Origin of the sequence: uncultured Rhodoblastus sp. (assembly GCF_903903185.1) — a bacterium.
In the GTDB taxonomy this organism is placed as follows: Bacteria; Pseudomonadota; Alphaproteobacteria; order Rhizobiales; family Beijerinckiaceae; genus Rhodoblastus.
This window is the reverse complement of record NZ_CAIUXT010000099.1, coordinates 1-12976: the sequence shown is the minus strand read 5'-3', so window position 1 is coordinate 12976 and position 12976 is coordinate 1. Positions and strand designations below refer to the sequence as shown.

Below are 12976 nucleotides of genomic sequence, written 5' to 3'. Positions count from 1 at the left end.
TTCGGATCAGCGGGCGCCTTCCTGCCAACATCGAGCTTTTTGCCCGCGCTCGGCGCGGTCTCGGAATTAGCCATTTTCACTGCTTTGCGAACGAGGCTTCCCTTTCAGCCACGGCCCTTCGCGGTATCTGGGGAACACGGATCGAATACCGACCGCATCGAGACGTCCGGGGACAGCGTCGGAATCTACCTAGGGATCGATGGTGTTTCGAATCCGAACGGACTCTCCGCGAAAAGTCCACCGAAAACATTGAATTATTGAAAAAACCCTGCGCTCTTATGAAGCACTACTTCCTACAGGAGTAAGGCAACCGCAGTTGGGACTCCGCCGACCCCTCACCAATCAGAACCGGTAACTCGCAGCGCGCTATGATTTACCGACGGGCGTCCAAAGGCGCCCTGACGGCTCCGCCGCAGTCGGAGCGGAACCCTCCGGCCTGTATAAATGGCCGACGGCAGGACTTGCCGTCCCGCCCGTGGGTAGTTTCCGAACCTGCTCCCGGCGCCGCCAGCCGCCTAGCCTTGGCTGACATCAATCGAATGCCGAACGCTTCACATTCACCAGATGTGGCCGCAGCCGGCCGCTTCGGGAATTGTTCATTCAGACAAAGGCTCCGCCATGAAGGTCATCTTTTTTGAAATGGCGGACTCGGACAAGTCCGCAACGGCGACGCTCGCCGCGAGCAGAGACGTCCTCTGCGAGAGCGCCGCGCTCACGCGGGACAACGCGGGCGCCTTTCACGAAGCGGAGATCATCAGCACCGCTCTCGACTCGTCGCTTGCCCCAGGGCTTCTGGACGAATTCTCCCATCTGAAATTGATCGCCACGCGCTCCACCGGCTTCGACCAGATCGACCTCGACTATTGCCGCAAGCGCGGCGTCGGCGTCTGCAACGTGCCGGTTTACGGCGACTCGACGGTCGCGGAACATGCTTTCGCCTTGCTGCTGGCCCTGAGCCGGAATGTCGTGGACAGCGTCGAGGCGACGCGCCGAGGCGATTTCTCCTTGTCGACCCGGCGGGGTTTCGAGCTTCGCGACAAGACCATCGGAATCATCGGGGCCGGGCATATCGGCTTGCGCGCCGTCGAAATCGCGCGCGGGTTCGGCATGAAGGTCCTCGCCTACGACCTCTATCCCAAGCCCGAACACGCCGAGGCGCTCGGATACCGCTATGCGGGACTCGAGGAGATTTTAGCTGCGGCGGACGTGCTGTCGCTCCATGTCCCGGAGACGCCGGAAACCGACAGGATGATTTCCGACCGCGAATTCGCGCGGATGAAAAAAGGCGTCGTGCTGATCAATACGGCACGCGGGGATGTCGTCGACGTCATGGCGCTGATCCGCGCCCTCTCCACCGGCAAGGTCGGCGCCGCCGGGCTGGACGTGCTGCCGAGGGAAGCACTGATCCGCCACGAAGCCGCGATCTTCCGGAAGGGTTCCGCCATGCCCGCCGGACTGCCCGAGGCTTTCGCCGACCATGCCCTGCTTCGCTTTCCCAATGTCATCATCACCCCGCACAACGCCTACAACACAGGGGAAGCGCTCCAGAGGATCATGACGACGACGGTCGAAAACATCGCCGCCTTCATCGCGGGACAAAAGTCCAACCGCGTCGTCTGAGACCGCCTCGATCATGGCGCCCGGCGCCAGGAGGAAAAAATGCCGTTGAAATTACCCGACCTGACCCAGGCGTTGCAGGAAACGACGCTCAGGGGATCCGGCAGCATACGATGGCAGCAGCCGCGCTTTGTCACCTTCCTGCCTCCGTGCAACCACGAATGTCCCGCCGGAGAGGACATCCAGTCTTGGCTTGGCTCTGCGCAGGCCGGCGATTACGAGACGGCGTGGCGAAAGCTGGTCGAGGCCAATCCCCTGCCCGCGACCCATGGGCGGGCCTGCTATCACACCTGCGAAAACGCCTGCAACCGGACCTTCCTCGATGCGCCGGTGGCCATTCACGCCATCGAGCGCTTTCTCGGCGATCTGGCCGTCGAGAAGGGCTGGCGCGTTGCCGAGGGGCCCCTCAGCGGCAAGAGCGCGCTGGTCGTGGGCGCCGGACCCGCCGGCCTTTCCTGCGCCTATCATCTCGCGCGCGCCGGATGCCGGGTCGAGATCCGCGACGCAGCGGAAGAGCCCGGGGGCATGATGGCCTTTGGCATCCCGGCCTATCGTTTGCCCCGCGATATCTTGCGCAAGGAAATCGCGCGCATCGTCTCCCTGCCCGGAATCACTTTAAAGAGCGGCCAGAAGGTCGACGATGTCGCCGCCGCACGGAAGGAAGGCGGCTTCGACGCGGTTTTCGTCGCCGTGGGCGCGCAGGTCGCCAACCACATTGCTATTCCAGCGATGGACGGCAAGAAGCTGATCGACGCCATCGGCCTGCTCGGAGACGTGGAGCGCGGCAAGGCGCCGGTTCTCGGCCGGGTGGTCGCCGTGATCGGCGGCGGCAATGTCGCCATGGATGCCGCCCGGACCGCGCTTCGCCTCGGCGCCTCGGAAACCGTGCTCGTTTATGTCTCGGACCCGGCCCATCTCGAGGCCCATCCCGAGGAAGCACAGGCGGCTTTCGCCGAAGGCGCCAGGATCAAATGGATGAGCGCTGTGGAGCAGTTCGGCGCGCAGGGCATCGTTATCGAAAAACTCAGCCTGAAACCCGACGGCGGCGTGACACCGACCGGCGAGACGGAACGCCTCGCGGCCGATTCGGTCATTCTGGCGGTGGGCGAGCACGCCGATCTCGCGCTGTTGCGCGGCGCGCCCGGTGTCGCGATCCAGCCCGGCGGAGTCGTCGGTGTCGATCCCGTTCTCATGACCGGCCAGCCGGGAATTTTCGCCGGAGGCGATTGCATCGGCGGGGCGCGAACGATGACGGCGGCGGTCGGCCACGGCAAACTCGCCGCCCGCGCCATGCTGGAGTGGATGGACAATAAGACCTACCAGCATCCGCCTTCCCATCCGCTCGTCACCTTCGAGATGCTGCATCTGCTCGATTATCTCGATGCCCCGCGCGAGGAGCAGCGCGAGACGCCGCTCGCGCGGCGGACCGGGTTCGGCGAGATCGTCGACGGGCTGGCCGAGCCGCAGGCGCGCTTCGAGGCCAAGCGCTGCCTGTCCTGCGGCAATTGCTTCGAATGCGACAATTGCTACGCGGCCTGCCCGGAACAGGCCATTTCGCGCCTCGGCCCGGGGCGCGGCTACGAAGTAGATCTGACCTTGTGCACGGGCTGCGCCGTCTGTTTCGAGCAATGCCCCTGCCACGCCATCGAAATGACGCCCGAACCCGCCCGGCAAGACCTCGCGGTCGGGAGCCCGACAATCGGCAGTCTCGGGGAGCCGATCGCCCCGAGCCGTTTCAAAGTGCGATTGTGAGGCGCCAAATGACCCCTGTAACTGTCACCCTGGACGGCAACACCGCCGTCGCCCACGTCGCCTATCGCGTGAACGAGATCTGCGCGATCTATCCGATCACGCCCTCCTCCGGCATGGCCGAGCTTGCCGACGCCTGGTCCGCCGAGGGGCTCAAGAACATCTGGGGCGAGGTTCCCTCCGTTCAGGAAATGCAGGCCGAGGGGGGCGCCGCCGGCTGCGTCCATGGCGCGCTGCAAAGCGGCGCCCTGACGACGACGTTCACGGCGTCGCAGGGCCTTATGCTCATGCTGCCGAACATGTACAAGATCGCCGGCGAACTCACCTCGACGGTGTTTCATGTCGCGGCGCGGGCTCTGGCGGCGGGAACCTCGTCGATCTTCGGCGACCACCAGGACATCATGGCCACGCGCGCCACCGGCTTCGCCCTTCTCGGCGCGAGTTCGGTGCAGGAGGGCCATGACCTCGCTTTGATAGCGCAGGCGGCGACGCTGGCCGCGCGCGTGCCGTTCATCCATTTCACCGATGGTTTCCGCACTTCGCACGAATACAACAAGTTGACGCTCATCCCCGACGAGCAGATCCGCGCGATGATCGACGAGACCCTGGTCTGGGACCATCGCGCGCGCGCGCTGAGCCCCGAGCGGCCGTTCATTCGCGGCACCTGGCAAAATCCCGATACTTATTTCCAGACGCGCGAAGCGGTGAATCCCTATTACGCCAAGACTCCGGGCATTGTCGCCGCCGCCATGGATCGTTTCGCCGGGTTGACCGGACGGCGCTACGAACTGTTCCGCTATGACGGCCCCAACGACGCCGAGCGCGTCGTCGTCTGCATGGGTTCCGGCGCCGAAGTCGTGCGTGAGACCGCGCGCTGGCTCAACGCCAAAGGCGAAAAGGTCGGCGCGCTTCAGGTGCTGCTGTACCGCCCGTTCAGCGCCGAACACTTCCTCGCCGCCCTGCCCGAGAGCGTTCGCGCGGTCGCCGTGCTCGATCGCACCAAGGAGCCGGGCTCGCCGATGGAGCCCCTGCACGCCGATATCGTCGGCGTCCTCGCCGACGCCGTCGCCACCGGGCGCCGCAAGCTGATGCCCCGGGTGATCGGCGGACGCTATGGCCTTTCCTCCAAGGATTTCCATCCCGGCATGGCCAAAGCCGCGTTCGACGAACTGAAAAAGCCCGATCCGAAGAACGGTTTTACGCTGGGCATTATCGACGATGTCAGCGGGACCAGTCTCGATTACGACGCGGCGCTGGACATCGAGCCGGAAAACACTGTGCGCTGCCTGTTCTATGGCCTGGGCGCCGATGGCACCGTGGGGGCCAACAAGAACAGCGTGAAAATCCTGAGCGAAGGCCCGGACCAATATGCGCAGGCCTATTTCGATTATGATTCGCACAAGTCCGGCGCCGAGACCGCATCGCATCTGCGGTTCGGCCCCCGGCCGATCGCGGCGCCCTATCTGATCCGCCACGCCAGTTTCGTCGCCTGCCACAAGTTCAGCTTCCTGTTCAAGCGCGATATTCTGGGACCGGCGCGGCCTGGTGCGACCTTCCTTTTGAACAGTCCCCATGGGCCGGAAAAAGTCTGGGCGGAACTGCCGAGACCGGTGCAGAAGCAGATCATCGACAAGAAGCTGCGCTTTTTCGTCATCGACGCGTCCGAGGTCGCCTTGCGCATCGGGCTCGGTCCGCGACTCAACACGATTCTGCAGACCTGCTTCTTCCATCTCGCGCATGTCCTGCCGCCGGACGTCGCCATCGCCCAGATCAAGCGCTTCATCAAGAAGACATATGAGAGCAAGGGCGAGGCGGTGGTGAAACTCAATTTCGCCGCGGTCGACGCGGCGGTGGACGCCCTGCATGAGGTTGCGGTTCCGGCCGACCTTAACGGCGTAGCGCTGCCGCCCATCGTGCGTCCGGACGCGCCGGCTTTCGTGCGCGAAGTGACGGCGGAAATCATGGCTGGGCGCGGCGATCTGATCCCCGTGAGCCTGATGCCGGCGGACGGCACGTTCCCCGGCGGCACGACGCAATATGAAAAGCGCAATATCGCGGTGGAAGTGCCGATCTGGGATCCGGGCCTGTGCATCCAGTGCGGGCAATGCGGCATCGTCTGCCCCCATGCCGTGATCCGCGCCAAGACCTATCCCAATAGGGCGCTGGACGGCGCGCCGGGCGGCTTCAAATCCGCGCCGGTCAATGCGCGCGGCTATCCCGAGTCGCGCTTCACCTTGCAATTCTATGTCGAGGATTGCACCGGCTGCGGGGTTTGCGTCGAAAACTGCCCGGCCTATAGCCCGGCGGGCGACGGAAAGCGCGCGATCAACATGGGCGAGAAATTCCCGATCCTCGTGCAGGAGCGCGAAAGCATCGCCTTTTTCGAGAAGCTGCCCTCGCCGGATCGCGAGAGGGTCAATTTCGCCAATATTCGCGGCGTGCAGTTTCTGGAGCCGCTGTTCGAATTCAGCGGCGCCTGCGGCGGTTGCGGCGAAACGCCTTATCTCAAGCTGATCTCGCAATTGTTCGGCGACCGGATGCAGGTCGCCAACGCCACGGGCTGCTCCGCGATCTATGCGGCCAATACGCCCGCCCATCCCTGGAGGGCCAATGCCGACGGGCGCGGCGTCGCCTGGGCCAATTCGCTGTTCGAGGACAACGCCGAATTCGGCCTCGGCTATCGTCTGGCGATCGACGCGCAGACGCGTGCGGCGCGCGCCCTTCTGGAGGGCGTCAAACCCGCGGTCGGCGTCGATCTCGTGAAGGCCCTGCTCGAAAGCCGTCAGCAAAGCGAATCCGATTTCTTCGCCCAGCGCGCCCGTATCGTGACTTTGAAGGAAAAGCTCGCCGCGATCCAGTCTCAGGAAGCGCGCCGGCTCGAAACCGTGGCGGACTTTCTCGTGCGCCGCAGCGTCTGGATCGTCGGCGGCGACGGCTGGGCCTATGACATCGATTCTGGCGGGCTCGACCATGTGCTGGCGCAGGGCCGCGACGTCAATGTGCTGGTGCTCGACACCGAGGTCTATTCCAACACCGGCGGCCAGTCGTCGAAAGCGACGCCGCTCGGCGCCTCGGCCAAATTCGCTTCCGCCGGCAAGCGCACGCCGCGCAAGGACCTCGCCCTGCAGGCGATTTCCTACGGCAATGTCTATGTCGCCCAGATCGCGCTCGGCGCCAACGCCGAACAGGCCCTGATCGCCCTGCGCGAGGCGGAGGCCTATCCGGGCGCGTCTCTCGTCCTCGCCTATTGCCAGTGCATCGCGCATGGCATCGACATGCGGACGGGGATGAAGCAACAGGCGCGGGCGGTGGCCAGCGGCTATTGGCCCTTGTTCCGGTTCGACCCGACCATGCGCAGCCAGGGCCTCAATCCGTTCCGGCTGGACTCACCGCGTCCGCGCCTTCCGCTGCGCGACTATATCTATCGCGAGCTTCGCTACGAGACGCTCACGCGGTCTCATCCCGAGTCCGCTGCGGAAATGCTGAGGCAGGCCCAGGCGGCGGTGCTGGAAAATTACCGGATCTACGAAGATCTGGCCGCTCGCGACGGCGGGCGCTTCCTCCCCCATTGGGAGGACGCGCCGAAATGAACCTCCGGAGCAAAACCCGGTCGCGCCGCCAGTGTGGAGAGACGCCATGGATTTGAGCACGAAATATCTCGGCCTTGACCTCAAGCATCCAGTCGTCGCCTCGCCCTCCCAGCTCTCCGCCGACCTCGACGGCGTGTTGCGGCTCGCCGACGCCGGCGCGGCGGCCATTGTCATGGCCTCAATCTATGAGGAGCAGATATCCGCCGAGGAAATTCGCCATGCGGCGCTGACGGATCAGGGGGCCGACAGCCAGCCCGAGGCGGCGGGATATTTTTCCACGCGCGAGGATCGCGGCGTTCTGGAGAGCCGGCTCGAAATCCTGCGCAAGGCGTCGGAGCGAGCGGGCGTTCCAATCATCGCCAGCCTCAACGGCCAATCCGACGCCGGTTGGGTCGGTTTCGCGCAGAAATTGCAGCAAGCGGGCGCGAGCGCTATCGAGCTGAATATTTATCGCGTGCCCGCCGACTCCGCCGAGACCGGCGCCCAAGTCGAGGAAAGCTATGCAGCAATCGTCCGCGCGGTGAAACAGCAGGTCAGCATCCCGGTCGCCGTAAAGATCGCGCCTTTCTTCAGCTCGCCGGCCAATCTGGCGACGAAACTGGCCGGCGCCGGAGCGGACGGACTCGTGCTGTTCAACCGCTTCTATGAGCCGGACATCGATCTCAAAACGCTGACGCCGCAGGTCAATCTCCATTTGAGCACGCCCTACGACATCCGTGTTCCGTTGATGTGGATTTCTCTCATCTCGCCGCGCTTCAAGGGCTCGATCGCCGCGACCACCGGCGTATGGAGCGGCGAGGAGGTGGTGAAATATCTGATTGTCGGCGCGGATGTCGCGATGACCGCCTCGGCGCTCGTCAAATTCGGCCCAGCCCATATCGGGGTTCTGGTGAGCGGATTGCGCGACTGGATGGAGCGGCGCGGCTTCGCGTCGCTCGACGCCTTCCGGGGCCGGCTCGCCGACCATCGCCGCGCCTTCGACGCCGCTGCGCTCATGCGGGCAGAGTACCGCGACATCCTGACGGCCGGCTACGCCTCCGTCATACGCTGAAACAACGCCGTTAGGAGGATCGCCATGTCAATCGCCGCCCCTCAAGCAACAATCGTGAAGCCGCAGCCGCAGCTCGCCGGGAGCTTCAGGACGTCTTTCATCATGGCGTGGCTCTTCTGCGTCATCTTTTATTTCCTGCAATACGCCGTGCGGTCGGCGCCGAGCGTCATGCTGCCCGAATTGAAGTCGGCGTTCGCGCTGGACACACTCGGCCTCAGCTCCCTGATCGGTCTCTACTATTATACCTATTCGACCTTTGCGCTGATCGCCGGCGCGGCGCTCGACCGCTGGGGCGCCAAATATCCGATCTCTATCGGCACGGCGCTGCTCGCCGCCGGCATCGCCTTGTTCGGCCTCGGCGACCAAAGTCTCGCCGGCCTCGGACGCCTGCTCCAGGGCGCCGGCGCCGCGTTCGCCTTCACCGGCGCCGTCTATCTGGCGGCCCACGGTTTTCCGCGCCGCTATCTCGCCACCGCCATCGGCATCACGCAATGCGTCGGAATGCTGGGCGGCTCCGCCGGCCAATTCGCGGTCGCCCCCCTCATTCACGGCGCGATCTCCTGGCAGAGCTTCTGGATCTATGCCGGCGCCGTCACCTTCGTCGTCGCCATCATCCTGTTGTTCGTCACACCGACGCTGGACGCGGACGAAAAAAAACCCAACTCCACGATCTGGACGATGTTCGCGCCCTACAAAATCGTGTTGTCCAATCCGCAAACCTGGCTGTGCGGCCTGTGCGCCGGCCTGTTGTTCCTGCCGACGACGGCCGGCAGCATGGTCTGGGGTGTCTCCTTCCTGCGCGAGGGCTGGGGCCTGCCTTACCCGGAAGCGGTGGATCGCGCCGCCATGGTTCCCTTCGGCTGGGTCATCGGCGCGCCAGCGCTCGGCTTTGTCGCGGACCGCATCGGCCTGCGCAAACCGGCGCTCTATTTCGGCGTCGTGCTGATGCTGGTTTCCATGGCGGCCATTCTTTACCTGCCGCCCAACACCGCGCCGCACTATCTGCTTGCCTTCCTGCTCGGCTTCGGCTCCGGAGCGGCGATGATTCCCTATTCGATCATCAAGGAGGCCAACCCGGACGAGGTCAAAGGCAGCGCGACCGGCGCCATCAATTTCCTCGTCTTCGTGATCAGCGCCGCCGGGGCGCCCGCCTTCGGCTGGCTCTTGCAAAAGTTCGCCGGCGGCGCGGCGTTGCAGCTCCCGAACTTTGTCGAAGGCGGCGGCTCGATGATCGCGGTCATCGTCCTCGGGGGACTCGCGGCGCTGTTCTTGAAAGAGACCGGCGCGGCCGCGAAAAAGCCTGCGGGCTGACGGTGAAAAGTTCGAAAGTCGGCGGCCGGATCCACGACAGGATCGGAATTTACGCATGGCCCCCTCCGGCGAAGAGGCGTCAGGGATGCGGTTTCTTCTCCCGGACCCGCGGCCCGATCGCCGCCGACGCGCCCTTACGGCGACACCTCGGCGCCCTCGATGATCGCGAGATCCGCGCCGCAAGGCGCTTCAGACACAAGGGCGACTCAGCCGTCCGCGCGAAAATCCGGAGACCGCGAACAGACGCTCGAACTCCGTCATCTGGCGTGTGGCGGAAACATCGACCCGTCATTTTTGTGCCGACGCCTCAGGCGGCGTGGTCCAACTCCGTCGCTGGAAAATCCGCCGCTCTGGCGACGGCTTCGCCCGCCGCGAATTCCTGGCGCAGTTCCTCGACCTTCTTCATCGCGCCTTCAAAAGCGTCGGCGCCAAGGAGCAAATGATGCGGCGGCTCGGCAAGCTGCGCGGCATCAATGATCGCCTTTGCCGCGCGAACGGGATCACCCGCCTGCTTGCCCGACACGTCCCGCAGCCTCTTGCGCCCGGCGTCCGCCGTGGCCGCATAATCGGAAATTTTCCCATGGCTTTCTTCGGCCGACCGGCCCGCCCAGTCGGTGCGGAAACCGCTGGGTTCGACGACCATCACCTTGACGCCCAAGGGCGCTGCTTCTTCCCGCAGAGCCTCCGAGAGGCCTTCGACCGCGAATTTCGTCGCATTGTAATAGCCCAGCGCGGCCATTCCGCGGATGCCGGCGAGCGACGACAAATTGACGATCAAGCCCCGCCGCTTCCCGCGCATGACGGGCAGCACGGTCCGGGTCACGCGGCAAAGACCGAACACATTGATATCGAATAATCGGCGGATCTGGTCGTCTTCGCCTTCTTCAATACCCGCGAAATAGCCAATGCCGGCATTGTTCACGAGAACGTCGATCTGGCCGAATTTGTCCCCGGCCGCCTCGACGGCGGCGTCGATCTGCTTGTGATCGGTGACGTCGAGCTTGAGCGTCAAGGCGTCGCCCAGGGCTTGCAGGCTCTTGATCTCTTTGGGCTTGCGCGCTGTCGCCACCACACGGAAACCACGCTCGAGCGCCTGTTTCGCCAGTTCGTGGCCAAAACCCGTCGAACAGCCGGTAATGAACCATACGGGCGGCTTCGCGTCTGTCGTTTTTTCAATGGTCATTTCGATATCCTTTTTCGTGAAAGCGGCCGGCGAGGCGCTCCAGTCCAGCAAACGCCCAGCCGCCTGATCATCCCGGCCGGAGCCGTTCCGGCAGGGTTACAAAGGCGCTTCATTCACCGCGGTTTGAACCAGTTTCTTGTTGACGAACTGCTGGATGCCCATCTCGCCGAGTTCGCGCCCGTAGCCGGAATCCTTGATGCCGCCAAAGGGCAGTTCGGCGTCGGACCAGCCGATGTTGTTGACGAACATCATGCCGGTCTCGATCCGGCTCGCCACGCGCTTGCCCCGCGCAATGTCCCTCGTGAACACCGAGCCGCCCAATCCGAAGTCGGAATCATTGGCGAGCGCGATGGCGGCGTCTTCGTCCTTGACGCGGAAGAACAGCGCCACCGGGCCAAAGAATTCTTCGCGGAAGGCCGGGTTCTCCGGCGTGACGCCGGTCAGGATCGTCGGCTCCATATAGGAGCCGGGCCGATCGACGCGCTTGCCGCCGACCAGCGCTTTCGCGCCATGGTCGACGGCCTGCCTGACCTGTTCCAGAAGGAGCAGCAGGCCTTCTTCGCTGGCGAGCGGACCCATCGAGGTCTTCTCATCCAATGGGTCGCCTGCCTCGATGGCGCCGAGCGCGGCCGCAAACCGCTCCAGAAAAGCGTCGGCGAGTTTGTCGACGACGATGAACCGTTTCGCCGCGCAGCAGGTCTGCCCCGTGTTGTACATGCGGCCCCAGACCGCCCATTTGACGGTGTGGTCGAGGTCGGCGTCCTCAAGCACGATGAAGGCGTCGCTGCCGCCGAGTTCCATCGACGAAGGCTTCAGATTCTGGCCGGCGCGCGCGGCGATGGTTCGGCCGGCGCCGACGCTGCCCGTCAGCGCGACCCCTTTTATGCGCGGGTCATCGATGACGAGGTCCGATTGGGCGTGAGAGATCAAAAGATTGGAGTAAAGGCCAGCGGGAGCGCCCGCGTCGAGCAGGAGTTGCTCGAAGGCGATGGCGCATTGCGGCACGCAAGCCGCGTGCTTGACCACCAGAACATTGCCGGCCATCAGCTGCGGCCCGGCGACGCGGGCCAGCTGGTAATAAGGAAAATTCCACGGCTCGACGCAAAAGACCACGCCAATCGGACTGCTCTCCATATGGGCCTCGCCGACCGTCGGATGCAACGTCGTCGGCGCCAGGAAACGTTCGGCGTTCTTGGCGTAATAGTCGAGGATATCGGCGCTGAACGCCACTTCGCCCCGCGCCTCGCGGATCTTCTTGCCCATTTCGAGGGTCATGATCGCGGCGAATTGATCGGTTTTCGCGCGCAAGATTTCCGCCGCCCTGGTGATGACGGCCGCGCGCTCCGCATAGGGTTTCTGTTTCCAGCTCCGGTAACATTGCGCGGCGGCGGCGAGCTTTGCCTCAAGCTGTTCATCCGTCAGTTGATCGAAGCTTTTTACGAGCTTCCCGGTGGCCGGATTGAAGCTTTGATAGGCCATGCGTCCATTCCTTCGTGGCAGGCGCGACGCGCCGCCGATTTTCCGCCGAATAGCCAAAAGAAAAACTTTCCCTTGCGGCCAGAAAACGCCGCCCATCGGGGCGGCCGCGCCTTTGGAGCGCGATGCGGACTTTAGGCTGGCCCGATGCAAGCGACAGGCTCGGAAACTGCTCACTTGCGAGGTCTCGATTGCTGGCGCGTCAAAAACCAAGGTCATGCGTAGTTTCCGACGCTGTCCTGTCCGGCGCCGGCCATCGCATGAATCGAGCGCGCGACCGCGCCATCGCCTCGCCCGTCGCCAAAGGATCGTTGATGGCGCCCCGCACCGCCGCCCGGCTCACCACACGCAAGGTGCTCTTTGTCTCGATCGCCGGTGACCTGACGATCGCGGCGATCAAGGTCGGCGCCGCCATGCTGACCGGCAGTTCGGCGATGTGGAGCGAAGCCGTTCATTCGCTCGTCGACAGCAGCAATTCCATTCTGCTGCTCTATGGCGTCCACAGGTCGAAGCGGACGCCCGACGACAGCCACCCTTTCGGCTATGGCCGCGAAATCTATTTCTGGAGCTTCGTCGTCGCCGTGCAGGTCTTTGCGCTGGGGGCCGGCGTCACCTTCGTCAATGGCGTCGCGCATGTGCTTCAGCCGACGCGCATTGAATTCGCCCATGTGAATTACATCGTTCTGGCGCTGTCGGCGCTGCTCGATGGCTCCACCTGGCTGATCGCGTTGCGCGGGTTCAAGGGCAGGATGCGCTATGCCGAGATTTTCCAAGCCATCCACGACAGCAAGGATCCCCCCTCCTTCATGGTCGTGTTCGAGGATAGCGCCGCGCTGATCGGCCTTTCCATCGCCTTTGCCGGCGCCTTTCTGTCCATCCAGCTCGATCTGCCCGTTCTCGATGGCGTCGCCTCCATTCTCATCAGCCTCGTCCTTGCGGTGACGGCCGCCTTTCTGGCTCGGGAAACCAAGGGACTGCTGATCGGCGAACCCGCCGACC

Annotated in this window: 9 protein-coding genes; 7 read left to right on the top strand and 2 right to left on the bottom strand. The window is 64.2% G+C overall.

Annotated features, from left to right (window positions below):
• The 6 genes from QZY01_RS09420 to QZY01_RS09395 all read left to right on the top strand — a co-directional run.
• The coding region (locus tag QZY01_RS09420; RefSeq protein WP_294536309.1) for a hypothetical protein at positions 1-261 on the top strand (261 nt) is incomplete at its 5' end.
• A 357-nt stretch (positions 262-618) separates the two neighbouring features.
• Complete coding sequence (locus QZY01_RS09415; protein WP_294536307.1) at positions 619-1620, top strand: NAD(P)-dependent oxidoreductase; 1002 nt, start codon at positions 619-621, stop codon at positions 1618-1620.
• Positions 1621-1659: 39 nt separating this feature from the next.
• Positions 1660-3369 (top strand): NAD(P)-binding protein, encoded by a 1710-nt coding sequence (locus QZY01_RS09410; RefSeq protein ID WP_294536306.1) that lies wholly within the window; start codon positions 1660-1662, stop codon positions 3367-3369.
• Positions 3370-3377: 8 nt separating this feature from the next.
• Positions 3378-6956, top strand: a complete 3579-nt coding sequence (nifJ, locus tag QZY01_RS09405; protein ID WP_294536304.1) for a pyruvate:ferredoxin (flavodoxin) oxidoreductase — start codon at positions 3378-3380, stop codon at positions 6954-6956.
• Positions 6957-7002: 46 nt separating this feature from the next.
• On the top strand, positions 7003-8007 hold the full coding sequence (locus tag QZY01_RS09400) for a dihydroorotate dehydrogenase-like protein (protein ID WP_294536302.1): 1005 nt from the start codon (positions 7003-7005) through the stop codon (positions 8005-8007).
• 24 nt (positions 8008-8031) lie between these two features.
• Positions 8032-9318 carry an MFS transporter gene (locus tag QZY01_RS09395; protein ID WP_294536300.1) on the top strand — a complete coding sequence of 429 codons (1287 nt, stop codon included), beginning with the start codon at positions 8032-8034 and terminating at the stop codon, positions 9316-9318.
• Between the two features lie 307 nt (positions 9319-9625).
• On the opposite strand, the gene QZY01_RS09390 is transcribed toward QZY01_RS09395, so the two are convergent.
• Together QZY01_RS09390 and QZY01_RS09385 are read right to left on the bottom strand one after the other, a co-directional pair.
• Positions 9626-10501, bottom strand: a complete 876-nt coding sequence (locus QZY01_RS09390; RefSeq protein ID WP_294536298.1) for an oxidoreductase — start codon at positions 10499-10501, stop codon at positions 9626-9628.
• A 96-nt stretch (positions 10502-10597) separates the two neighbouring features.
• Positions 10598-11980, bottom strand: a complete 1383-nt coding sequence (locus QZY01_RS09385; RefSeq protein WP_294536296.1) for an NAD-dependent succinate-semialdehyde dehydrogenase — start codon at positions 11978-11980, stop codon at positions 10598-10600.
• 257 nt (positions 11981-12237) lie between these two features.
• On the opposite strand from QZY01_RS09385, the gene QZY01_RS09380 reads away from it, so the two are divergent.
• A partial coding sequence (locus QZY01_RS09380) for a cation diffusion facilitator family transporter (protein WP_294536294.1) occupies positions 12238-12976 on the top strand: 739 nt, incomplete at its 3' end.